20 protein-coding genes are annotated in these 22,847 nt (G+C 55.2%); 15 read left to right on the forward strand and 5 right to left on the reverse strand.

From position 1 onward, the window contains the following. Positions 1-16: 16 nt before the first annotated feature. The gene (gene xylA, locus AAIR21_RS10740) at positions 17-1,339 is read right to left on the reverse strand and encodes a xylose isomerase (protein ID WP_086462926.1); all 1,323 of its coding nucleotides are present in this window, start codon (positions 1,337-1,339) and stop codon (positions 17-19) included. Positions 1,340-1,710: 371 nt separating this feature from the next. On the opposite strand from xylA, the gene xylF reads away from it, so the two are divergent. The 4 genes from xylF to xylR all read left to right on the forward strand — a co-directional run bounded on the left by xylF (position 1,711) and on the right by xylR (position 6,687). Beyond that, entirely contained in the window at positions 1,711-2,703 is a 993-nt protein-coding gene (xylF, locus tag AAIR21_RS10745) for a D-xylose ABC transporter substrate-binding protein (RefSeq protein WP_020882647.1), read from the forward strand. Positions 2,704-2,774: 71 nt separating this feature from the next. Further along, complete coding sequence (locus AAIR21_RS10750; protein ID WP_020882648.1) at positions 2,775-4,316, forward strand: xylose ABC transporter ATP-binding protein; 1,542 nt, start codon at positions 2,775-2,777, stop codon at positions 4,314-4,316. Continuing rightward, positions 4,294-5,475, forward strand: a complete 1,182-nt coding sequence (gene xylH / locus AAIR21_RS10755; protein ID WP_025206430.1) for a xylose ABC transporter permease XylH — start codon at positions 4,294-4,296, stop codon at positions 5,473-5,475. Before AAIR21_RS10750 ends, xylH begins: the two co-directional genes overlap by 23 nt. A gap of 33 nt (positions 5,476-5,508) precedes the next feature. Further along, entirely contained in the window at positions 5,509-6,687 is a 1,179-nt protein-coding gene (gene xylR / locus AAIR21_RS10760) for a D-xylose utilization transcriptional activator XylR (RefSeq protein ID WP_020882649.1), read from the forward strand. Between the two features lie 47 nt (positions 6,688-6,734). Here xylR and AAIR21_RS10765 read toward each other — a convergent pair whose 3' ends face one another. Next, positions 6,735-7,559 carry a protein bax gene (locus AAIR21_RS10765; protein ID WP_020882650.1) on the reverse strand — a complete coding sequence of 275 codons (825 nt, stop codon included), beginning with the start codon at positions 7,557-7,559 and terminating at the stop codon, positions 6,735-6,737. A 314-nt stretch (positions 7,560-7,873) separates the two neighbouring features. Between AAIR21_RS10765 and AAIR21_RS10770 the strand changes: the two genes are divergently transcribed. Both AAIR21_RS10770 and avtA read left to right on the forward strand, forming a co-directional pair. After that, on the forward strand, positions 7,874-9,904 hold the full coding sequence (locus AAIR21_RS10770; protein ID WP_183516856.1) for an alpha-amylase: 2,031 nt from the start codon (positions 7,874-7,876) through the stop codon (positions 9,902-9,904). Positions 9,905-10,084: 180 nt separating this feature from the next. Beyond that, entirely contained in the window at positions 10,085-11,341 is a 1,257-nt protein-coding gene (gene avtA / locus AAIR21_RS10775; protein ID WP_050737624.1) for a valine--pyruvate transaminase, read from the forward strand. 4 nt (positions 11,342-11,345) lie between these two features. On the opposite strand, the gene AAIR21_RS10780 is transcribed toward avtA, so the two are convergent. Together AAIR21_RS10780 and yiaJ are read right to left on the reverse strand one after the other, a co-directional pair. Further along, positions 11,346-11,801: a 4Fe-4S binding protein gene (locus tag AAIR21_RS10780; RefSeq protein ID WP_032679988.1), complete on the reverse strand. Its 456-nt coding sequence runs from the start codon at positions 11,799-11,801 to the stop codon at positions 11,346-11,348. Between the two features lie 3 nt (positions 11,802-11,804). Beyond that, a complete protein-coding gene (gene yiaJ / locus AAIR21_RS10785; RefSeq protein WP_434680959.1) occupies positions 11,805-12,623 on the reverse strand; it encodes an IclR family transcriptional regulator YiaJ in 819 nt (272 codons plus the stop codon). A 224-nt stretch (positions 12,624-12,847) separates the two neighbouring features. Between yiaJ and yiaK the strand changes: the two genes are divergently transcribed. The 8 genes from yiaK to araD are packed head-to-tail and all read left to right on the forward strand — an operon-like array spanning position 12,848 to position 20,397. Further along, on the forward strand, positions 12,848-13,846 hold the full coding sequence (gene yiaK / locus AAIR21_RS10790) for a 3-dehydro-L-gulonate 2-dehydrogenase (RefSeq protein WP_014168108.1): 999 nt from the start codon (positions 12,848-12,850) through the stop codon (positions 13,844-13,846). Positions 13,847-13,856: 10 nt separating this feature from the next. Further along, positions 13,857-14,324 carry a YhcH/YjgK/YiaL family protein gene (locus tag AAIR21_RS10795; RefSeq protein WP_020882655.1) on the forward strand — a complete coding sequence of 156 codons (468 nt, stop codon included), beginning with the start codon at positions 13,857-13,859 and terminating at the stop codon, positions 14,322-14,324. 27 nt (positions 14,325-14,351) lie between these two features. Then, a complete protein-coding gene (locus tag AAIR21_RS10800; protein ID WP_047366260.1) occupies positions 14,352-15,278 on the forward strand; it encodes a DUF4862 family protein in 927 nt (308 codons plus the stop codon). Positions 15,279-15,321: 43 nt separating this feature from the next. Then, positions 15,322-16,641: an MFS transporter gene (locus AAIR21_RS10805; RefSeq protein ID WP_014168105.1), complete on the forward strand. Its 1,320-nt coding sequence runs from the start codon at positions 15,322-15,324 to the stop codon at positions 16,639-16,641. 48 nt (positions 16,642-16,689) lie between these two features. Further along, positions 16,690-18,195, forward strand: coding sequence for an FGGY-family carbohydrate kinase (locus AAIR21_RS10810; protein WP_020882657.1), 1,506 nt, complete (start codon positions 16,690-16,692; stop codon positions 18,193-18,195). Then, positions 18,192-18,866 carry a 3-keto-L-gulonate-6-phosphate decarboxylase UlaD gene (ulaD, locus tag AAIR21_RS10815; protein ID WP_014168103.1) on the forward strand — a complete coding sequence of 225 codons (675 nt, stop codon included), beginning with the start codon at positions 18,192-18,194 and terminating at the stop codon, positions 18,864-18,866. The genes AAIR21_RS10810 and ulaD overlap by 4 nt, the downstream gene beginning before the upstream one ends. Next, positions 18,848-19,708 carry an L-ribulose-5-phosphate 3-epimerase gene (locus tag AAIR21_RS10820; protein ID WP_014168102.1) on the forward strand — a complete coding sequence of 287 codons (861 nt, stop codon included), beginning with the start codon at positions 18,848-18,850 and terminating at the stop codon, positions 19,706-19,708. Before ulaD ends, AAIR21_RS10820 begins: the two co-directional genes overlap by 19 nt. Continuing rightward, positions 19,702-20,397 (forward strand): L-ribulose-5-phosphate 4-epimerase, encoded by a 696-nt coding sequence (gene araD / locus AAIR21_RS10825; protein WP_014168101.1) that lies wholly within the window; start codon positions 19,702-19,704, stop codon positions 20,395-20,397. The genes AAIR21_RS10820 and araD overlap by 7 nt, the downstream gene beginning before the upstream one ends. Here the strand turns inward: araD and AAIR21_RS10830 are convergent, their stop codons facing one another. Next, positions 20,398-21,216 (reverse strand): helix-turn-helix domain-containing protein, encoded by an 819-nt coding sequence (locus AAIR21_RS10830; protein ID WP_183516855.1) that lies wholly within the window; start codon positions 21,214-21,216, stop codon positions 20,398-20,400. A gap of 224 nt (positions 21,217-21,440) precedes the next feature. Between AAIR21_RS10830 and AAIR21_RS10835 the strand changes: the two genes are divergently transcribed. Continuing rightward, positions 21,441-22,841 (forward strand): MFS transporter, encoded by a 1,401-nt coding sequence (locus AAIR21_RS10835; RefSeq protein WP_434680966.1) that lies wholly within the window; start codon positions 21,441-21,443, stop codon positions 22,839-22,841. Positions 22,842-22,847 lie beyond the last annotated feature (6 nt).

Here is a 22,847-nt window from a genome sequence, read left to right on the forward strand (position 1 = left end):
TATTATCTAGTCGCTGTTATTTATCAAACAGGTAGTGATTAACCAGGTTTTCCAGCAGCTCCTGATGCCCGCTCTGATGCTGCGGTGCCAGTTGATGTTGTTCAGCGTACTTCGCGACGTCCGCAAGCGATAACTGGCCTTTCAAAATTTGCTGACCCAACTCACTGTTCCAGCCGCTATAACGCTTCGCGACACGTTTATCCAGTTCACCGTCTTCAATCATACGGGCGGCGACTTTGAGCGCCAGCGCCATGGTATCCATTGCGCCAATATGGCCGTAGAACAGGTCGTATTTGTCGGTGCTCTGACGGCGCACTTTGGCATCGAAGTTCAGCCCGCCGGTGGTGAAACCACCCGCTTTGATAATTTCATACATCACCAGTGCATTCTCTTCCACGCTGTTCGGGAACTGGTCGGTATCCCAACCCAGTTGCGCATCGCCGCGGTTAGCATCAACAGAACCGAAGATACCCAGCGCGATAGCAGACGCGATCTCGTGATGGAAAGAGTGGCCGGCCAGCGTGGCATGGTTGGCTTCAATGTTAACTTTGATCTCTTTTTCCAGGCCGAACTGTTTCAGGAAGCCGTACACGGTAGCAACGTCGTAGTCGTACTGGTGCTTAGTAGGTTCCTGAGGCTTCGGTTCGATCAGCAGCGTACCGCGGAAACCGATTTTGTGTTTATGGTCGACCACCATCTGCATAAAGCGGCCAATCTGCTCGCGCTCCTGACGCAGGTCGGTGTTGAGCAGGGTTTCATAGCCTTCACGACCGCCCCACAGCACATAGTTTTCGCCGCCCAGCTGATGCGTGGCGTTCATTGCGGTAACCACCTGCGTTGCCGCCCAGCTAAACACTTCCGGATCAGGATTGGTTGCCGCACCCGCGCCATAGCGTGGGTTGGTAAAACAGTTGGCCGTGCCCCAAAGCAGCTTCACGCCGCTTTGCTGCTGTTTAGCCGCCAGCACATCCACCATCTGCGCGAAATTGTTCAGGTACTCTTTCAGTGAGGCGCCTTCCGGCGACACATCCACGTCATGGAAGCAGTAGTACGGCACGTTCAGTTTGTGGAAGAATTCAAAGGCGACATCGGCTTTACGCTTCGCCAGCTCGATGGCCTCACCCGGCTGCTGCCATGGACGGTCAAAGGAACCCACGCCGAACATATCGGCTCCGTTCCAGCAGAAGGTATGCCAGTAACAGGCGGCAAAGCGCAAATGATCTTCCATGCGCTTACCCAGCACCAGCTCATCCGGGTTGTAGTGACGAAATGCTAAAGGATTGGTTGTTTTCGGGCCTTCGTAACGAACACGATCGAGTTGGTCGAAATAAGCTTGCATATTGAGCTCCATAATCAGGGTATGCGGCGAGTCGTTGATACAGGAGTAATAGTGAATAGACATTTTGGCTTGCTCAATTACGTTATTTCACACTGCTATTGAGAGAATGCACAACTGTGCGCTGGCTCGCAAAATAATGTGCAGGCAAACTATTTTTCGGTCCCTCTTCCATAATCAAATGTAATTAAGACGTTACGTATTTTAAAGTTCGATCGCGGTCATAAATTCAGAAATAAACCAAATATCATAATGCGAAGATAAAAATCTGTAATTGCCAGCCCGCCTTTCCCCGTTAAAAATTTGCTGCGTCCCAGCAGTGAATGTTTCTTTTATCTCAGCAACACATACCCCTACAAAAAGGCCCTCTAATTATGAAGATAAAGAACCTGTCCCTAACTCTCTGCACTACGCTCCTGCTTGCAAGCTTTGCCGGACATGCCAAGGAAGTCAAAATTGGCATGGCGATTGACGATCTGCGTCTTGAACGCTGGCAGAAAGATCGCGATATTTTTGTGAAAAAAGCGGAATCACTTGGCGCGAATGTGTTTGTGCAATCCGCGAACGGCAACGAAGAAACGCAAATGTCGCAAATTGAGAATATGATCAACCGCGGCGTCGATGTGCTGGTCATTATCCCTTATAACGGCCAGGTATTAAGTAACGTCGTTAAAGAAGCCAAACAAGAAGGCATAAAAGTCTTAGCCTATGACCGTATGATTAATAATGCGGATATCGATTATTATATTTCGTTCGACAATGAAAAAGTGGGTGAATTACAGGCTAAAAGCCTGATCGACAAAGTACCTCAGGGCAATTATTTCCTGATGGGCGGCTCGCCGGTTGATAACAACGCCAAGCTGTTCCGCGAAGGGCAAATGAAAGTCCTGAAGCCGTATATCGACAGCGGTAAGATTAAAGTGGTCGGCGATCAGTGGGCGGATGGCTGGCTGCCAGAAAACGCGCTGAAAATCATGGAAAACGCCTTAACCGCCAACAACAACAAAATCGATGCTGTCGTCGCATCCAACGATGCCACCGCAGGGGGCGCAATCCAGGCACTCAGCGCCCAGGGGCTGGCAGGAAAAGTGGCTATTTCGGGTCAGGATGCCGACCTCGCGGGCGTCAAACGCATCATGGCAGGCACACAAACCATGACCGTCTACAAACCGATTACCCAGCTTGCGAATACGGCGGCGGAAATTGCCGTGGAGCTGGGAAATGGTAAGCAACCTAAGGCAGACGCGACGCTGAATAACGGGCTTAAAGATGTTCCGGCTCGTCTGCTCACCCCCATTGAAGTCAATAAAGAGAACATTGACGCCACCGTCATTAAAGACGGTTTCCACAAGAAGAGTGAACTGTAATCCAGCGCGCCCCTGCTCTGCGGGGGCGCATCGAGTTGTACTGTTCTTCCCTCGGGTCATGTGGAGCAGTTATGCCTTATTTACTTGAAATGAAAAGCATCACCAAGCGCTTTGGCGCGGTGAAAGCGGTCGACAACGTCAGTCTGCGGCTCAATCCCGGCGAAGTGGTCTCGCTGTGTGGCGAAAACGGATCGGGCAAATCGACGTTGATGAAAGTGTTGTGTGGGATCTACCCGCACGGCAGTTACGAAGGCGAAATTGTCTTTGCCGGTGAAGTGATTCAGGCGACACACATTCGCGATACCGAACGCAAAGGCATCGCCATCATCCACCAGGAGCTGGCGCTGGTGAAGCACCTCACCGTGCTGGAGAACATTTTTCTGGGGGCCGAAATTTCACGTCATGGCGTACTGGATTACGACACCATGACCCTACGCTGTGAAAAACTGCTGGCCCAGGTAAGTCTCGCGATTTCCCCGGATACGCGCGTCGGTGATCTTGGCCTCGGGCAACAACAGCTGGTTGAAATCGCCAAGGCGCTGAACAAACAGGTAAGGCTGCTGATCCTCGATGAGCCAACAGCCTCCCTCACCGAGCAGGAAACGGCCGTCCTGCTCAATATCATTCGCGATCTGCAAAACCACGGCATTGCGTGCATCTACATTTCGCACAAGCTCAATGAGGTAAAAGCCATTTCGGACACCATCTGTGTGATCCGCGACGGTCAGCACATCGGCACACGTGAAGCTGCTGGCATGAGTGAAGATGACATCATCACCATGATGGTGGGGCGCGAGCTCACGGCGCTCTATCCAAACGAACCGCACACCACGGGTGACGAAGTGTTACGCGTGGAAAACCTCACCGCGTGGCATCCCGTTAACCGCCACATCAAGCGCGTTAATGACGTCTCGTTTTCCCTTCACAGCGGCGAAATCCTCGGTATTGCGGGGTTAGTCGGGGCCGGGCGCACTGAAGCCGTCCAGTGCCTGTTTGGCGTGTGGCCGGGCCGCTGGGAAGGCCGTATTTTTATCGACGGACAGCCGGTAAAAATCGAGAACTGCCAGCAGGCGATTGCCCACGGTATCGCCATGGTACCGGAAGATCGCAAGAAAGATGGCATCGTCCCGGTCATGGCGGTGGGTAAAAACATCACGCTTGCCGCGCTCGATAGGTTCTCCGGTGCGCTGAGCAGCCTCGATGATGCTGCTGAGCAGCAGTGCATTCTCCAGTCGCTCGCCAGACTCAAGGTTAAAACATCCTCCCCGGAACTGGCCATTGGACGTCTGAGCGGGGGCAACCAGCAGAAGGCAATCCTGGCGCGCTGCCTGCTTCTCAACCCACGCATATTGATCCTGGACGAGCCGACGCGTGGGATCGATATCGGCGCCAAGTACGAAATCTACAAACTGATTAATCAGCTTGTACAGCAAGGGATTGCCGTCATTGTCATCTCGTCTGAGTTACCCGAAGTGCTCGGCCTGAGCGATCGCGTGCTGGTCATGCACGAGGGAAAACTGAAAGCCAATCTGATTAACCAGAACCTGACGCAGGAGCAGGTGATGGAAGCCGCTTTAAGGAGCGAACGTCATGTCGAAAAGCAATCCGTCTGATATTAAAGTCGCTGTTCCGACGCCCGGCGCGTTTGCCGGGCTAAAAGCGCTGAACCTGCAGGTTTTCGTGATGATCGCGGCGATTATTGCCATCATGTTGTTCTTTACCTGGATGACCGATGGCTCGTACTTAAGCGCGCGTAACGTCTCTAACCTGCTGCGTCAGACTGCCATTACCGGCATCCTCGCGGTGGGCATGGTATTCGTGATTATCTCGGCGGAAATCGACCTGTCGGTGGGGTCGATGATGGGTCTGCTCGGTGGCGTGGCGGCCATTTTTGACGTCTGGCTTGGCTGGCCACTGCCGCTGACCATTGCGGTTACGCTGGTGCTGGGTCTGCTGCTGGGCGCCTGGAACGGCTGGTGGGTTGCCTACCGTAAAGTCCCGTCGTTCATTGTCACGCTGGCGGGGATGCTGGCCTTCCGCGGGATCTTAATTGGCATTACCAACGGCACCACCGTCTCCCCTACCAGCGCAGCCATGTCACAAATTGGTCAGAGCTACCTCGCCGATAGCGTCGGCTTTACGTTCGGTGTGATTGGGTTGCTGGCGTTTGTGGCCTGGCAGTGGCGTGGACGAATGCGCCGTCAGGCGTTGGGTCTGGCATCGCCAGCGTCAACGTCCACAGTCGGTCGTCAGGCACTCACTGCGGTCATTGTACTGGGCGCAATCTGGCTTCTGAACGACTATCGCGGTGTCCCGACGCCGGTATTGCTGCTGGCACTGTTGCTGCTGGCCGGGATGTTTATGGCCACGCGTACTGCGTTTGGTCGCCGTATTTATGCCATCGGCGGCAACCTTGAGGCTGCGCGCCTTTCAGGGATCAACGTCGAGCGCACCAAACTCGCCGTCTTCGCCATTAACGGCCTGATGGTTGCTATCGCCGGGTTGATCCTCAGCTCGCGTCTGGGGGCGGGTTCTCCCTCGGCCGGGAACATCGCCGAGCTGGACGCTATCGCCGCCTGTGTCATTGGCGGCACCAGCCTCGCAGGCGGTATCGGCAGCGTGGCAGGCGCGGTGATGGGGGCATTTATCATGGCTTCGTTGGATAACGGGATGAGTATGATGGACGTCCCGACGTTTTGGCAGTATATCGTCAAGGGGGCCATTCTTTTGCTGGCAGTCTGGATGGACTCTGCAACCAAGCGACGAGCCTGATAACAATATTGTGACTTATTTGGGAAGTTAGCCATGTTTGAAAAGCGTCACCGCATCACGTTGTTATTCAATGCCAACAAAGCCTACGACCGTCAGGTGGTGGAGGGCGTTGGTGAATATTTGCAGGCGTCGCAATCCGAGTGGGATATTTTTATCGAAGAAGATTTCCGAACCCGTCTCGAAAACATCAAAGAGTGGCTGGGCGATGGGGTCATCGCTGACTACGACGACCCCGTCATTGAGCAATTGCTGACTGACGTCGACGTTCCGATTGTTGGCGTCGGCGGGTCTTACCATGCGCCCGAGCACTATCCGCCGGTTCACTATATCGCCACCGATAACCATGCGCTGGTTGAGACCGCCTTCCTGCATTTGAAAGAGAAAGGCGTCCATCGCTTCGCGTTTTATGGTTTACCGTCAACCAGCGGCAAGCGCTGGGCAGTTGAGCGTGAACATGCTTTCTGCCAGCTTGTCGCGCAGGAGAAGTACCGCGGCGTGGTTTATCAGGGGCTGGAGACCGCGCCGGAAAACTGGCAGCACGCGCAAAACCGACTGGCGGACTGGCTGCAAACTCTGCCGCCGCAAACCGGCATCATTGCCGTTACGGATGCTCGTGCCCGCCACGTCTTGCAGGTCTGCGAACATTTACACATTCCGGTGCCGGAAAAACTGTGCGTCATTGGCATCGATAACGAGGAGCTGACGCGTTACCTCTCTCGCGTGGCGCTCTCGTCCGTGGCACAGGGTACGCGGCAGATGGGCTATCAGGCGGCGAAGTTACTGCATCGTCTGCTGGATAAAGAAGCGTTGCCGCTTCAGCGCTTACTGGTTCCCCCAGTTCGCGTAGTCGAACGCCGTTCAACGGATTACCGCTCCTTAAGCGACCCGGCAGTTATTCAGGCCATGCACTACATTCGCAACAACGCCTGCAAAGGGATTAAGGTCGATCAGGTGCTGGACTCGGTGGGCATTTCCCGTTCGAATCTGGAGAAGCGGTTTAAAGAGGAAGTGGGCGAAACCATTCATGCGGTCATCCACGCCGAGAAACTGGAGAAAGCACGCAGCCTGCTGATCTCCACCTCATTGTCGATCAACGAAATCTCACAGATGTGCGGTTACCCGTCGCTGCAATATTTTTATTCGGTGTTCCGAAAGGAGTATGAAAGTACGCCAAAAGAGTACCGGGAGCGTCACAGCGAAGTGATGATGTAGAAAAAAGAGAAAAGAAAACGCCTTCCGATGGAAGGCGTTTTTTTGAATTACATATGTGCGGCGATTAAGCGCTGGTTATCCTGGTACATCGCGAACAGATAGTTGTTATAGCTCTGTCCCTTGGTCGAATAACCTTTCAGCTTGTGGATCATCGTGCTGGCCGTCACTTCCTGATCCGCTTTACGCAGCTGAGCGCGCGATTTACGGAACGATGAGTAGGCCGGATGCGTGTTCAGATTCACCACGTAGGCATTCACGGAATCTTTCACCGATTCAAACTGAGAATAGCCTTTCACCTTACCTGGGGCATTGTTACAACGACCCTTGATACATTTCATACCAAACAGGTTGTTGTTGTTACGCGCCAGTTTCGAGGTACCCCAGCCACTTTCGGCTGCAGCCATGGTCGCAACCATGCTCCCCGGGATAATGTCGACACGCTCTAAGAGAGAGTTCCACGGCACACGGCGCGTGTTACCGTTCCAGCTCACCTTGTAGCGTTTGGTGATATCTTTCAGACGCGCGCGTTCTGATGGCGACCAACGGCTATCGTACTGTTTGGCAATCAACCAGTTACGATCCGCAGTAATCGCGGCGTTTTGACTTGTGATGTAAGGCATTACCGTCCGGAGAAACGCTTTTTTCCTTGGTGTTCCGGAAGGGTATTTTCGCAAATCAGGAAGTGAACTACTCTTTGCACTATTGCGAGAATACTCTTGTTTACTGCTAACCTTACTACTTGTCGTCTTTATTACGTGGGCTTTCTTACTCGTTGTATCCGTGTGCGTCTTCGCAAGCACCTCACCCGAAAATGCCATGGTGAGTAACATGAGTATCGCGGCCCCATATCGTCGAATGGGAGTCGATATCATTAGGTCTCCTGGTCGGATATAAACATTCCAACACCTTATTTTTTTCACAAATTTGAGAGCGGAATCTCAAATCATAACAAAAATAGACTGCAAGAGCACGTATAGAAATAGTCCAATTCCGAAACTATGTCACCTGAAACCTGCTCACATAAGCATCAATTCTGAAAAATTGTGCGCGAACTCGCAGATAACTTCCTAATTTTGCGCGGGCTCACTCATCCTCACGCGTCATCCTTGCAGAAAGCCCCGGGGGATGAGTTTTTACCCCACACCTGATGGCACACTGGTCAAAAATGCCGCGACAGGAAAATGGAATGAAACGCACCGCATTAGCTTTTCTGATGTTACCCGCACTGGCTCATGCTGACTGGTCATCACCGGGTTTCAACACCTTTAGCGCCGAAGGTACCGGGATATTCACCAGCCAGGCAAAGCTTGCGAAGGGTACTCGCCCTCTTACGCTGAGTTTTGACAACACGTGCTGGCAGCCAACGGATGCAATAAAACTCAATGAGATGCTGTCGCTTAAAAAATGTGACGGCACGCCGCCGCAGTGGCGACTGTTCCGCGACGGCGAGTATCAGATGCGTGTCGATACCCGCTCCGGTACGCCCACACTGATGCTGACTATTCAGAGCGCAGCGGAACCGTCGGTTGCAAACGTTACCCGCCAGTGTCCGAAGTGGGACGGTAAGCCCCTGACGCTTGAAGTTGGCAACGATTTCCCGGAAGGATCGGTGGTCCGTGATTTCTACAGCAAACAGACTGCAACAGTGCAGAATGGAAAAATCACCCTGCAACCCGCCGCCAACAGCAACGGCCTGCTGCTGCTTGAACGCGCCGAAACCGACAAACCTGCGCCGTTTAGCTGGCAAAACGCCACCGTCTATTTCGTGCTGACTGACCGCTTTGTCAACGGCGATCCCTCTAACGATAACAGCTATGGACGCCACAAAGATGGCATGCAGGAGATCGGCACCTTCCACGGTGGCGATCTCAAGGGGCTTACAACCCGGCTCGATTATTTACAGCAGCTGGGCGTGAATGCGCTCTGGATAAGCTCCCCGCTGGAGCAGATCCACGGCTGGGTTGGCGGTGGCACCAAAGGTGACTTCCCCCACTACGCCTATCATGGCTACTACACCCAGGACTGGACCACGCTTGATGCCAACATGGGCACCGAAGATGATTTACGCCACCTTGTCGATGAAGCGCATAAACGCGGTATCCGCATCTTGTTTGATATCGTCATGAACCACACGGGTTACGCGACGCTCGCAGACATGCAGGCGTTCCAGTTTGGGGCCCTTTATCTGCAGGGTGATGAACTGAAAAAAACGCTGGGCGAGCACTGGACGGACTGGAAGCCGGGAGCAGGCCAAAGCTGGCACAGCTTCAACGATTACATCAACTTCAGCGACAAAGCCGCCTGGGAAAAATGGTGGGGTAAAAAGTGGATCCGCACCGACATTGGCGATTATGACAATCCCGGCTTCGACGATTTAACCCTGTCGCTGGCATTCCTGCCGGACCTGAAAACGGAGTCGACGACCCCTTCCGGTTTACCCAACTTCTACCAACATAAACCTGATACCCACGCGAAGGCCATTTCGGGCTACACCCCGCGTGATTACCTGACCCACTGGCTCAGCCAGTGGGTACGTGACTATGGCATTGACGGTTTCCGTGTGGATACGGCAAAACACGTGGAGCTCGAGGCCTGGCAGCAGTTGAAAGATCAGGCAAGCCAGGCGCTGGCAGCCTGGAAAGGCGCGAACCCCGACAAAAAACTCGACAACACCCCGTTCTGGATGACCGGCGAGTCATGGGGCCACGGCGTGATGCAAAGCGATTATTACCGCCACGGGTTTGACGCGATGATCAACTTTGATTATCAGGAGCAGGCAGCAAAAGCGGTCGGTTGTCTGGCGGACATCGACCTGACCTGGCAGCAGATGGCGGAAAAACTGCAAAGCTTCAATGTCCTGAGCTATCTCTCGTCGCATGACACACGCCTTTTCCGTGAAGGCGGCCAGCGTGCCGCAGAGCTGCTCCTGCTCGCACCGGGCAGCGTACAAATTTACTACGGCGATGAATCCGAGCGGCCATTCGGACCGACAGGGTCTGATCCATTACAGGGCACCCGCTCGGATATGAACTGGCAGGACGTGACGGGCAAGCAGGCCTTAACCGTCGCCCACTGGCAGGTTCTGGGCCAGTTCCGCGCCCGTCATCCCGCAATAGGTGAAGGCAAACAAACCACGCTGTCGCTGAAAGAAGGCTACGGCTTCGTTCGCGAGCACAATGGCGATAAGGTCATGGTGGTGTGGGCAGGTAATCAATAACGACGCAAACCGGTTCCCTCTCCCCCTCCGGGAGAGGGATATTTCACCAGAACAATCCACTACCTAAATACCTTCCCACCACATAAAACAACAATCCCGACCGCATCTCTCGATTTGCACCAGCACGGTGCTAGCGTTATGGTTACCCACTTTCAAAATAAGCTCGACAGATCACCTGCTATGACGTTTTCACTTTTCGGCGACAAATTCACCCGCCATTCAGGCATTACTCGCCTGATGGAGGACCTCAACGACGGGCTGCGCACACCAGGCGCCATCATGCTCGGCGGCGGAAACCCGGCTCAAATCCCGGAGATGAACACCTATTTTCAGACGCTGCTGGCTCAGATGCTGGAAAGCGGGAAAGCAACCGATGCGCTTTGCAACTACGATGGCCCGCAGGGTAAAACCGAACTGCTGACACTGCTTGCTGAAATGCTGCGCAAAGAGCTGGGTTGGGATATCGAACCACAGAATATTGCACTGACAAACGGCAGTCAGAGCGCATTTTTCTACTTGTTTAATCTGTTCGCAGGCCGTCGCGCCGACGGCACCACCAAAAAAGTGCTGTTCCCGCTGGCACCAGAGTACATCGGCTATGCCGATTCCGGCCTCGAAGAGGATCTGTTCGTCTCGGCGCGCCCGAATATTGAGCTGCTGCCAGAAGGCCAGTTCAAATATCACGTCGACTTTGAACATCTGCATATTGGTGAAGAGACGGGCATGATCTGCGTATCACGTCCAACCAACCCAACGGGCAACGTCATCACCGACGACGAACTGATGAAGCTGGATGCGCTGGCGAATCAGCACGACATCCCGCTGGTGATTGATAACGCTTATGGCGTGCCGTTCCCGGGGATCATCTTCAGCGAAGCACGTCCGCTGTGGAACCCGAACATCGTCCTGTGTATGAGCCTTTCCAAGCTGGGTCTGCCGGGCAGCCGTTGCGGGATCATCATCGCCAATGAAAAAATCATCACCGCCATTACCAACATGAACGGCATTATCAGCCTTTCCCCGGGGGGAATCGGCCCGGCGATGATGTGCGAAATGATCAAACGTAATGACCTGCTGCGCCTGTCGAACGAGGTTATCAAGCCGTTCTATTACCAGCGGGTACAGGAAACGCTCGCCATTCTTCGCCGCTACTTACCGGAAGAACGCTGCCTGATCCACAAACCTGAAGGGGCAATTTTCCTGTGGCTGTGGTTTAAGGATCTGCCGATCACCACCGAGCTTCTCTACCAGCGCCTGAAAAAGCGCGGCGTGTTGATGGTGCCGGGTGATTACTTCTTCCCGGGTCTGGATAAGCCGTGGCCGCATACGCATCAGTGCATGCGCATGAACTACGTGCCCGATCCGGAGAAAATCGAAGCGGGCGTGAAAATTCTCGCCGAAGAGATTGAGTACGCCTGGCGCGAAGATAGCCAGTAACGCGTTACGCCAGATTATGCAGCCGTTCGGTGCGTAATCTGGCGGGGTCAACGCAGCGCAGCGCGTGGGTTGGGCACGCCTCCACACAGGCGGGTCCAGCCTCGCGATCTGCGCACAAATCACATTTCACCGCCTGAACGCGGTTCCCCACTCGCTGAACCTGCATTGCCCCAAACGGGCACGCTACCACACAACTTTTACAGCCAATACAGCGCGCCGGCTCCACCCGCCAGGCACCCGCGGTGTGGCGAATCGCCTGTGTCGGACAAACAGTGGCACAAGGGGCATCTTCACACTGATGACAGCCCACAGCCGTAGTGAATGCACCGCCTTTGACCACCCGAATGCGGGGCGTAAACGCGCCTGCAGAAAGCATTCCCTGATGCGACACCACGCAGGCCACTTCGCAGGTACGACAGCCAATGCATTTTTCCGTATCAGCCAGGATAAATCGGTTCATCTGTCACGCTCCGCGCACGTTAAAACCCAACTCTTTTGAGATAGCCTCTGCCGTTTCCCGCAGCGGTTTCAGCAGGTTTTTTTCACCAATTTGCTTCATGCGGGACGTCGAGAGCGAAATGGAGATCGCGTACGGCACGCGGCCATGAATATTAAACACCGGTACGGCAAGACAGGAGACGCCCAGCTCGTTCTCTTCTTTATCCATCGCCATGCTGTGCTCGCGGATTTCCGCCAGCTCGTCATACATCGCGCTCAGTTCGGTAATCGTGTTGCGGGTGAGCGGCTGGATCTGCTCCTGATGGCTCTGCCAGTAGCTCGCCACATAGTCCTGATGACCAAACGCCATGTAGATTTTGCCCATCGCCGAACAATAGAGCGGCATATGCTGACCGATGTAAGCGCGCGTGCGCAGCATACCGGTTGTGGGCTCCAGCTTATAAATCAGAATGGCGTGATCGTCCTCGCGGCTTGAGAAGTTCACCGTCTCACCGGTGGCGATATTCAGCGTCTCAAGGTGCGGGGCCGCCACGTGAATGATATTCAGAGACGACAGCGCCTTTTGCCCGACGGCGATAAATTTGGTGGTCAGGCGGTAGCTGCCCGCCGCAGGCGCCGGGGTAACGTACCCGCACGACTGTAACCCCTGCAGTAAGCGGTGCACGGTGCTTTTATTCAGCCCTGCCAGTTCCGATAAATGGGCCAACGGACACCCGTTCGGGTAGTTGCTGAGGATCTCAATCAGCATCAGGCCGCGAAACAAGCTCTGGCTACCTGCTGGCCTCTCTTTTTCTTGCGTCATTTCGCTCTCTTTCGTGCTCATCCAATGGCTCCTTTTTATCGCGTCCTGATGGTAGCGCAAAGTGTGGTTCAGTTCACGATCTCAACAGAAAAAACACAACCAGTTGATTTTAATCGATTTTGAAAATCATGAATGTCGTTGATCTGGCAAAATTTGATCGCTATATTTGAAATCAGATTTCGCATAGTGAAATTTAGCGATAAAAAAGCACTCACACTTGCCCCGACAAAAACAGGAGAACAGGGATGAAAGTGACCTTTGAAGAGTTAAAAGCGGCGTTCAGGCGGGTCCTGGTCGATCGCGGCGTAAAAGCGGACACCGCCGACGCCTGCGCGGAGATGTTTGCCCGCACCACGGAATCGGGCGTCTATTCACACGGGGTTAACCGCTTCCCTCGTTTCATTCAGCAGCTTGATGCCGGCGACATCATTCCTGATGCCCAGCCAACACGGGTGACCTCGCTAGGTGCCATCGAACAGTGGGATGCCCGACGTTCGATTGGCAACCTGACGGCGAAAAAGATGATGGATCGCGCCACCGAACTGGCCGCCGACCACGGTATCGGCCTGGTGGCACTGCGAAACGCCAACCACTGGATGCGCGGCGGCAGCTACGGCTGGCAGGCCGCAGAGAAGGGGTACATCGGGATCTGCTGGACTAACTCCATTGCCGTCATGCCAGCCTGGGGCTCGAAAGCGTGCTGCATCGGCACTAACCCTCTGATCGTGGCGATTCCGTCTACGCCGATCACAATGGTCGATATGTCGATGTCAATGTTCTCCTACGGCATGCTGGAAGTGAATCGCCTGGCCGGACGCACGTTGCCGGTGGATGGGGGGTTTGACGATGAAGGGCACCTCACCAGAGAACCTGGTGTGATCGAGAAAAACCGCCGCATTCTGCCGATGGGCTACTGGAAAGGATCGGGCTTATCCATCGTCCTCGACATGATCGCAACCCTGCTCTCCAACGGATCCTCCGTTGCGGAAGTGACCCAGGACAACAGCGACGAATATGGCGTGTCACAAATCTTTATCGCCATCGAGGTCGATCGTTTGATCGACGGACCCACCCGCGATGCCAAACTGCAGCGCATCATGGACTTTATCATCAACGCCGAGCGGGCTGATGACAACGTCGCGGTTCGACTGCCGGGTCATGAATTCACACGTCTGCTCGAAGAGAACCGCCGCAACGGCATCACCATTGACGACAGCGTGTGGGCGAAAATCCAGTCTCTGTAAGGAGTGGGTCATGATTTTAGGACATATTTCGCAGCCAAATCCGTGTCGCCTGCCGCGGGCGATAGAGAAAGCACTCGATTTTCTGCGCACCACGGATTTCACGGCGCTGGCACCTGGCGTGGTGGACATTGACGGACGTAACATTTTTGCTCAGGTGCTCGACCTCACCACCCGGACGTGGGATGAGAACCGTCCCGAAGTGCACCGTCGCTATCTGGACATACAGTTTCTGGCATGGGGTGAAGAGAAAATCGGTGTCGCCATTGATACCGGCAATAACGAAATAAGCGAATCACTGCTGGAACAGCGGGATATTATTTTTTACCACGGCAGCGAAAATGAATCATTTATAGAAATGACGCCCGGCACGTACGCCATATTTTTTCCGCAGGATGTTCACCGTCCTGCCTGTATTAAAAATAAGGTATCGGCAATTCGTAAAATTGTGGTGAAAGTAGCAATCAGCGAAATAGATTAATTTTCTGAACTCTATTGGGAATGCGAAATGACTAACACCGGTTTTATAATTGGTGCGTACCCCTGCGCACCCTCGTTTCATCAGCAAGGGGAACAAGAAGAGCAGGACTTCTGGCGAGCGCTTTCCGACACGCCAGACATTCGCGGGCTGGAGCAACCGTGTCTTGAGGATCTCCATCCGTTGGGTGACGAATGGCTGTTCCGCCATACGCCGGGGGACTGGCAAATGGTGGTTACCGCGGTGATGGAAACCATGCGCCGCCGCGGCACAAATGGCGCGTTTGGCCTGGCCTCTGCCGATGAAGAACAGCGCAAAGCCTGCGTTGACTATTACCGCCATCTGCTGCGAAAGATTGATGCCATCAATACTCGCTTTCCAGGCAAAATTATCGCTCTGGAGATGCAAGCCGCGCCGCAGGCGGGAAACCCGTCTGTTGAACAAGCTACCGCTGCGTTTTCCCGTTCTGTACGCGAAATCACCTCATGGGACTGGTCATGCGACCTGGTGCTTGAACACTGCGATGCAATGACCGGCCCCGCGCCACGCAAGGGGTTTTTGCCCTTAGCGCAGGTGCTTGAGGTGGTGAAAGAAACGGATATCAGCGTATGCATCAACTGGGCGCGGTCGGCTATCGAAGGACGCAATACCGCGCTGCCGCCTGAACATGTTAAAGCCGCACTTGAGGCCGGGAAGCTGGGCGCACTGATGTTCTCCGGGACCTCCGTTCGCGGAGCGTACGGCGAATGGCAGGATCTGCATGCGCCATTTTCCCCGTTCTGTGCCGACAGTTTAATGACCACCGAACAGGTAAAAGCACTTTTTACTGCGGCGAGCGCCGCAACATTGAAATTCTCCGGTATTAAATTACTGGAAATAAATGCTAATGCTAACGTCAGCCATCGTATCGCTATTTTGCGCGACGGCATTAGTGAAATGAAAAAAGCAACGCAATAACAATAAAAATCTTATTCCGGTTACATTCACTGAGATATTAAATATGAATATTTCTACTCATGCTCTACAAGCGGATATTCCGCGCCAGCGCTGGTTAAGAATCATTCCGCCTATTCTTATCGCCTGTATTATTTCATATATGGACCGCGTGAATATTGCATTTGCGATGCCAGGCGGTATGGATGAAGAGTTAGGTATCTCTGCCACCATGGCAGGCCTGGCGGGTGGGATCTTCTTTATCGGTTATCTGTTCCTGCAGGTGCCCGGCGGCAAGATCGCCGTGCATGGCAGCGGTAAGAAGTTTATTGGCTGGTCACTGGTTGCCTGGGCGGTGATTTCGGTCCTGACCGGCGTTGTGACCAATCAGTATCAACTGCTGGCACTGCGCTTCTTACTCGGTGTGGCAGAAGGCGGGATGCTGCCTGTGGTGCTCACGATGATCAGTAACTGGTTCCCGGACGCCGAACGCGGCCGCGCCAATGCGATTGTCATCATGTTTGTTCCCATTGCGGGGATCATCACCGCGCCCCTGTCGGGCTGGATTATCACCGCACTCGACTGGCGCTGGCTGTTCATCATTGAAGGGCTGATGTCCATTGTGGTGCTGGTGCTCTGGGTGTTCACCGTCTACGACCGCCCGCAGGAGGCTCGCTGGATCTCCGAGGCCGAGAAAAATTATCTGATACAAACGCTGGCCGCAGAACAGCAGGCTATTGCCGGAAAAGCGGTGAAAAATGCCTCGCTGAGTGCTGTTCTGTCCGACAAAACCATGTGGCAGCTGATTGCCCTGAACTTCTTCTACCAGACCGGGATTTACGGTTACACCCTCTGGCTACCGACCATTCTCAAAGAGCTGACGCATACCAGCATCGGCCAGGTGGGAATGCTCGCCATCCTGCCTTATGTCGGCGCCATTGCGGGCATGTTCCTGTTCTCCTCACTGTCTGACCGTACCGGCAAGCGCAAGCTGTTCGTCTCCCTGCCGCTGATTGGCTTCGCGCTCTGCATGTTCCTCTCCGTGGCGTTGAAAGAGAACATCTGGCTGGCCTATGCCGCGCTGGTGGGCTGTGGCTTCTTCCTGCAGTCCGCTGCGGGTGTGTTCTGGACGATTCCGGCGCGCCTGTTCAGCGCAGAGATGGCCGGTGGCGCTCGCGGCGTGATTAACGCCCTGGGTAACCTCGGTGGGTTCTGCGGCCCTTACGCGGTGGGCGTGCTGATCACCCTCTACAGCAAAGATGCCGGGGTGTACTGCCTCGCGGTTTCGCTGGCGCTGGCTTCGCTGCTCGCCCTGATGCTACCGGCGAAATGCGATGCCGGAGCGGAACCCAACCCCGGCGTGAATCCGCATAAGCACGCAGCCTGATCCCCCCGCCCTCTCCTGAAGAGAGGGCGTAAGACAAGAGAGTCAACGATGAGTGAAAAAGAGCCCTTCTGGCTGGGTATCGATTGTGGCGGAACGTATCTAAAAGCCGGTCTGTACACCAGCCAGGGCCAGGAAGTCTGTATTGAGCGCCGCTCGGTTGCCACACTCAGCCCACACGCAGGCCACGCTGAGCGGGATATGCACCAACTCTGGCAGCAGTGCCACGCCACCGTCGCCCTGCTGCTTAAAAATGCCGACATTGGCGGCGCACAAATCAAAGGCGTCGGGATATCGGCTCAGGGTAAAGGACTGTTTTTACTGGACAAGTATGACCAGCCGCTCGGCAACGCCATGCTCTCCTCTGACCGCCGGGCGCTGGAGATTGTACAGCGCTGGCAGCAGGACGGTATTCCTGAAAAGCTTTATCCGCATACGCGCCAGACGCTATGGACGGGGCATCCCGCCTCCCTCCTGCGCTGGGTGAAAGAGAATGAACCGCACCGTTATCAGCAGATTGGCTGTGTGATGATGGCGCACGACTACCTGCGCTGGTGCCTCACCGGCGTTAAAGGGTGTGAAGAGAGCAACATCTCTGAATCCAATCTCTACAACATGAACACCGGGCAGTACGATCCGCAGCTCACACGCTGGCTCGGCATCGATGAAATTGACGGCGCACTGCCGCCGATCGTCGGTTCAGCAGAAATTTGCGGGGAAATCACCGCTCAGGCCGCCGCCCTGACCGGTCTCGCAGCGGGTACACCCGTTGTGGGGGGGCTGTTTGATGTGGTTTCCACCGCGATCTGCGCCGGGTTACATGACGACAGCACGCTCAACGCCGTGATGGGCACCTGGGCTGTCACCAGCGGGATCGCCAACGGTATAGGCCATAACGAGCCGTATCCCTATGTGTATGGGCGCTACGTTCATCCGCAGCACTACATCGTTCACGAAGCCAGCCCCACCTCGTCCGGTAACCTCGAATGGCTGACCACACAGTGGGGCAACATGTCATTCGATGCGATCAACCAGGCCGTGGCCAGCCTGCCGAAAGCCGGAAGCGATCTGCTCTTCCTGCCGTTCCTCTATGGCAGCAACGCCGGGCTGGAGATGACCTGCGGGTTTTACGGCATGCAGGCCCTGCACACCCGCGCGCATCTGTTGCAGGCGGTCTATGAAGGTGTGGTCTTCAGCCACATGACCCATCTTAACCGCATGCTAGCGCGCTTCACGCACGTGCAGGCATTGCGCGTAACCGGCGGCCCTGCCCATTCGGATGTGTGGATGCAAATGCTCGCGGACGTCAGCGGTCTGGCAATAGAACTGCCGCAGGTCGAAGAGACCGGCTGTTCCGGCGCGGCGCTGGCCGCGCTGGTGGGTACCGGCGTTTATCCCGATTTCCGCACCGCGCAGCAGGCTGTCAGACATCACATTCGCGTCATCACACCCGACAAGCATGCCCATGCGGCCTACCAGCGCAAGTATCAGCGCTACCAGCTACTGATTTCAGCACTACAGGGCTATCACGCCCATGTTAAGGAGCACGACCTATGAGCCGACCATTACTGCAGCTGGCGCTCGACCATACCTCACTTCAGGCCGCACAGCGCGACGTCGAGCGGCTTGCGGATCACGTCGATATTATCGAAGCAGGCACCATTTTGTGTCTCACCGAAGGGCTTAATGCCGTGCGCGCACTGCGCCAGCAGTGTCCGAAAAAAACGATCGTGGCTGACTGGAAAGTGGCCGATGCCGGAGAAACGCTGGCTGAACAGGCGTTTGGCGCAGGCGCGAACTGGATGACCATCATCTGCGCCGCGCCGCTGGCAACCGTCGAGAAGGGTCACGAGGTGGCTCTGCGCTGCGGCGGGGAAATTCAGATGGAGCTGTTTGGTCACTGGACGCTGGATGATGCGCGAGAATGGCACCGTATCGGGGTCACACAGGCCATTTATCACCGTGGGCGCGACGCACAGGCCAGCGGCCAGCAGTGGGGCGAGGCGGATCTCGCCAGCATGAAAGCCCTCTCGGATATCGGCCTGCAGCTCTCGATCACCGGCGGCATTACCCCCGCCGACCTGCCGCTGTTTAAGCAGATCAATGTGAAAGCGTTTATTGCCGGACGGGCACTGACAGGCGCTGCCAACCCACCGCAGGTGGCCCATGCATTCCATTCACACATCCGCGACATCTGGGGGGAGTCACCATGCGTCAGCATCCGTTAGGTATCTACGAAAAAGCGCTGCCGAAAGCGCTCACCTGGCCAGAGCGCCTGGTGCTGGCAAAAAGCTGCGGATTTGATTTTGTCGAGATGTCGATTGATGAAACCGATGAGCGTCTGTCCCGCCTTGAGTGGAACACCGCGCAGCGCGCCTCTCTGGTTGAGGCGATGCTGGAAACCGGGGTCGCGATCCCGTCGATGTGTCTGTCAGCCCACCGCCGTTTCCCGTTTGGTAGCCGGGACGAGACCGTCCGCGAGCGCGCACGCGCCATCATGACCAAAGCCATCCGTCTGGCGCGCGATCTCGGTATTCGCACCATCCAGCTTGCCGGGTATGACGTCTATTACGAAGAACATGACGAAGGTACCCGGCAACGCTTTGCCGAAGGGCTGGCATGGGCCGTGGAGCAGGCCGCCGCCGCGCAGGTCATGCTGGCAGTGGAGATCATGGATACCGCGTTTATGAACTCCATCAGCAAATGGAAAAAGTGGGACGAAATGCTCGCTTCACCATGGTTCAGCGTTTATCCGGACGTCGGCAACCTGAGCGCGTGGGGTAACGATGTGGCCGCCGAGCTGACGTTGGGCATCGATCGCATCGCCGCCATCCACCTGAAAGATACCCAGCCCGTGACTGAACAAAGCCCCGGACAGTTTCGTGACGTACCGTTCGGTGAGGGGTGCGTTGATTTCGTGGGCATATTTAACACGCTGAATCAGCTCAATTATCGCGGCGCATTTCTGATTGAAATGTGGACCGAAAAAGCCAAAGAGCCGGTACTGGAAATCATCCAGGCACGCCGCTGGATTGAAGCCCGGATGCAGGAAGGAGGGATGACATGTTAGAACAACTCAAAGCCGAGGTCCTGGCGGCAAACCTGGCGCTGCCCGCCCACCAGCTGGTGACTTTCACTTGGGGCAACGTCAGTGCGGTGGATCGTGAACGCGGCCTGATGGTGATTAAACCCTCCGGCGTGGAGTATGACGTGATGTCCGCAGAGGATATGGTGGTGGTGGACATTGCCACGGGCCAGGTGGTCGAGGGGGTTAAAAAACCCTCTTCCGACACGCCAACCCACCTGGCGCTGTATCGCCGTTACCCTGAAATTGGCGGCATTGTGCATACCCATTCCCGCCACGCCACTGTCTGGGCGCAGGCAGGGCAGGATTTACCGGCATGGGGTACCACGCACGCCGACTATTTTTATGGTGCGATCCCCTGCACACGGTTGATGACCCCGGCTGAAATTGCGGGTGAATACGAATACCAGACCGGTGAAGTGATCATCAAAACCTTTGAGGAGCGCGACGTAAACCCGATGCAGATCCCGGCGGTGCTGGTGCATTCTCACGGCCCGTTCACCTGGGGAAAAAATGCGGCCGATGCGGTACATAACGCTGTGGTGCTGGAAGAGTGCGCCTTTATGGGGCTGTTTTCACGCCAGCTTGCGCCACAGCTACCGACGATGCAGCAGGAACTGCTCGATAAACATTACCTGCGCAAGCATGGAGCAAATGCCTACTACGGGCAGTGATCACCCGGAATTAATATGCTCCTTACAGTACCGCCGTTTCCATACGGCGGGCGTTAAGCCGGTATGCTTTGAAAATATCTGCCGGAAATACCCGACATCATTAAAACCGCAGCGGGTTGCCACTTCGGTCAGGGACGCGGAGTCGTTCAGCAACAGCTTTTCTGCCGCCCTGACGCGCTGGCGGTGGATCGCTTCCGTCAGGGTTAAGTGAAAGGTCCGGCGAAATACGCGTCCCAGATAATCGGCATTGCAGTGCAAGGCTTTTGCCAGTTGCGATGTGGAAAGCGGCAGATGAAACTGCGTGCGAATAAGCTGTTTTGCCTTCCATGCCATGGCCGCGCCGGCTTCATCGGCTCTGTCTTCATAACCTGAGGAGATCGACACTTGCTGTAAAATCAGCAGCAAAATCATTTCCAGCGCCACGCTTCGCTGTAATTTTTCCTGCTCACTCAGGAATTGCCGGAATAGCGCAATCACATATTGAGCATCGCGCACGCAGCAATGTTGTTCAATGGCCACCGGAAAAGCATGTGGCAAAGACGACGATTGCGCTTCGACCTCAAAATGCAGCCAGTAGAACCGCAGGTCCGCCGGGAAATCTTCTGTCCCCACGTGTCGACGCGCCGGCCAGAGCAGTAAGCTCTCTCCCGCTTTCACCTCAAAGAGCGTGTTTTCTTCCTGGATCGTTAATGTCCCTTTTTCGACGAAGATAATCTCCCACGAGGTTAATTTGCGCGCCGGATGCCGGCCCACGCCCCGGGAAATAAAGAGCCCACCATTTTGCACTTTAATCGGAAGCGCTATGGATAATTCAAGCATGGATATTCACCATTCCGCTCTGATTGCCATTAATATTCATCTTATGCTTTGATTATTAATGAATATCTTCCTGCCTTCCCGATCGAAATCACAAATTTATCATCAGGTCGGAATCGTCACCTTTTTATACTTTTCCCTTCCCTTGTTGGCCCGAGCGTTCGGTGCAGAATGAATGGGGTACCTTGCATAAATACGATAAAAATCGATTACCGAGGAGTTACCTCATGACTTCCACACCGATTACAGAATCACAGGTCGTACAAGGGGCTATGGATGACCGCCTGTCAGTCCGCGAAAAAATAGGCTACGGCCTGGGTGACGCGGGTGGCACGGTCATTACCTGCCTGATCATGAATTTTCTTACCTTCTTCTACACCGACGTTTTTGGTCTGACGCCTGCGCTCGTTGGCACGCTGTTTATTGCCCTGCGCGTGTTTGATGCCATTTCCGATCCGGTGATGGGGGTGATTGCCGACCGAACACAAAGCCGTTGGGGGCGTTTTCGCCCGCGGCAGCTGTGGGTGGCGCTTCCTGTCGGAGTTATCGGTGTACTGACCTTCACCGTGCCTGACGCCAGCATGGGGGTGAAAATCGCCTGGGCGTTTGGTACCTATCTGCTGTTGTCAGTGGGCTATACCGCCATCAACGTGCCCTACTGCGCGCTGATCAACACCATGACCACCCGCCACAGCGAGGTCATCTCCTGTCAGTCATGGCGCTTTGTGCTGTGCGGTGTGGCGGGCTTTTTGGTCTCTGTTGGCCTGCCGTGGCTGGTCGCAGCGCTGGGCGAGGGCAACGCCGCGCGAGGCTATCAGCTCGGCGTTGGGGTGTTGTGCGCCATCGCCGTGGTGATGTTCCTCTGCTGCTTCTTCTGGGTGCGTGAGCGCGTCCCGCTGGCGCTGATGGGCAAATTCACCTTACGCGAGCATCTGGCCGGCCTGCGCAACAACGATCAGCTCCTGCTGATGCTGGTGATGTCATTCCTGCTGATCAACGTCTTCAACATTCGTGGCGGCGGCTACATGTACTTCATCACCTACGTGCTCCAGGGCAGTACCGCTTATACCTCGCTGTTCTTCACGATGGTGACCTTTGCGGCCATTCTCGGCGCGGTGATCGTGAATCCCCTTTCTCGCCGGATTGATACCGTCAAACTCTATTACTACACCAACCTCGTGCTGGCCGCGCTCGCGGCGGGAATGTGGTTTCTGCCAGGCGGTCCGGCTCATCAGATGCTCTGGCTGATCGTTATTCTGAGTAACGGCGTCATTCTCGGTTTTACCCTGCCCCTGCACTTCTCGCTGATGGCATTTGCAGATGACTATGGTGAGTGGAAAAACGGGGTACGTTCATCTGGCATGAACTTCGCTTTTAATCTGTTTTTCATCAAGCTCGCCTGGGCGTCCAGCGCCGGGATCATCAGCCTGGTGTTTATCGCCGTCGCCTACCAGCCGGGCGCGGGCAACCAGACGCCAGCCTCGTTGCAGGGAATTACTGCGATGGAGACGCTGCTCCCCGCCCTTTTCCACCTGCTGCTGGCGGTCTCAATCCGCTGGTGCAGACTCAACAATCCCATGATGTCGCGCATTGCCACCGATCTGCGCCAGCGTCACGTATCGTCCTGAGGAGAA

Origin of the sequence: Enterobacter sp. PTB (genome assembly GCF_051130085.1) — a bacterium.
Lineage (GTDB): Bacteria > Pseudomonadota > Gammaproteobacteria > Enterobacterales > Enterobacteriaceae > Enterobacter > Enterobacter ludwigii.

Bases quoted from the DNA above. Each gene is read 5' to 3' on its own strand.
- ulaD (WP_014168103.1), top strand. From the start codon at position 18,192: ATGAGCCGACCATTACTGCAGCTGGCGCTCGACCATACCTCACTTCAG.
- AAIR21_RS10810 (WP_020882657.1), top strand. From the start codon at position 16,690: ATGAGTGAAAAAGAGCCCTTCTGGCTGGGTATCGATTGTGGCGGAACG.
- yiaK (WP_014168108.1), top strand. From the start codon at position 12,848: ATGAAAGTGACCTTTGAAGAGTTAAAAGCGGCGTTCAGGCGGGTCCTG.
- AAIR21_RS10800 (WP_047366260.1), top strand. From the start codon at position 14,352: ATGACTAACACCGGTTTTATAATTGGTGCGTACCCCTGCGCACCCTCG.
- yiaJ (WP_434680959.1), bottom strand. From the start codon at position 12,623: ATGAGCACGAAAGAGAGCGAAATGACGCAAGAAAAAGAGAGGCCAGCA.
- xylF (WP_020882647.1), top strand. From the start codon at position 1,711: ATGAAGATAAAGAACCTGTCCCTAACTCTCTGCACTACGCTCCTGCTT.
- xylA (WP_086462926.1), bottom strand. From the start codon at position 1,339: ATGCAAGCTTATTTCGACCAACTCGATCGTGTTCGTTACGAAGGCCCG.
- AAIR21_RS10830 (WP_183516855.1), bottom strand. From the start codon at position 21,216: ATGCTTGAATTATCCATAGCGCTTCCGATTAAAGTGCAAAATGGTGGG.
- AAIR21_RS10835 (WP_434680966.1), top strand. From the start codon at position 21,441: ATGACTTCCACACCGATTACAGAATCACAGGTCGTACAAGGGGCTATG.
- AAIR21_RS10795 (WP_020882655.1), top strand. From the start codon at position 13,857: ATGATTTTAGGACATATTTCGCAGCCAAATCCGTGTCGCCTGCCGCGG.
- xylR (WP_020882649.1), top strand. From the start codon at position 5,509: ATGTTTGAAAAGCGTCACCGCATCACGTTGTTATTCAATGCCAACAAA.
- avtA (WP_050737624.1), top strand. From the start codon at position 10,085: ATGACGTTTTCACTTTTCGGCGACAAATTCACCCGCCATTCAGGCATT.
- xylH (WP_025206430.1), top strand. From the start codon at position 4,294: ATGTCGAAAAGCAATCCGTCTGATATTAAAGTCGCTGTTCCGACGCCC.
- AAIR21_RS10765 (WP_020882650.1), bottom strand. From the start codon at position 7,559: ATGATATCGACTCCCATTCGACGATATGGGGCCGCGATACTCATGTTA.
- AAIR21_RS10820 (WP_014168102.1), top strand. From the start codon at position 18,848: ATGCGTCAGCATCCGTTAGGTATCTACGAAAAAGCGCTGCCGAAAGCG.
- AAIR21_RS10780 (WP_032679988.1), bottom strand. From the start codon at position 11,801: ATGAACCGATTTATCCTGGCTGATACGGAAAAATGCATTGGCTGTCGT.
- AAIR21_RS10805 (WP_014168105.1), top strand. From the start codon at position 15,322: ATGAATATTTCTACTCATGCTCTACAAGCGGATATTCCGCGCCAGCGC.
- araD (WP_014168101.1), top strand. From the start codon at position 19,702: ATGTTAGAACAACTCAAAGCCGAGGTCCTGGCGGCAAACCTGGCGCTG.
- AAIR21_RS10750 (WP_020882648.1), top strand. From the start codon at position 2,775: ATGCCTTATTTACTTGAAATGAAAAGCATCACCAAGCGCTTTGGCGCG.
- AAIR21_RS10770 (WP_183516856.1), top strand. From the start codon at position 7,874: ATGAAACGCACCGCATTAGCTTTTCTGATGTTACCCGCACTGGCTCAT.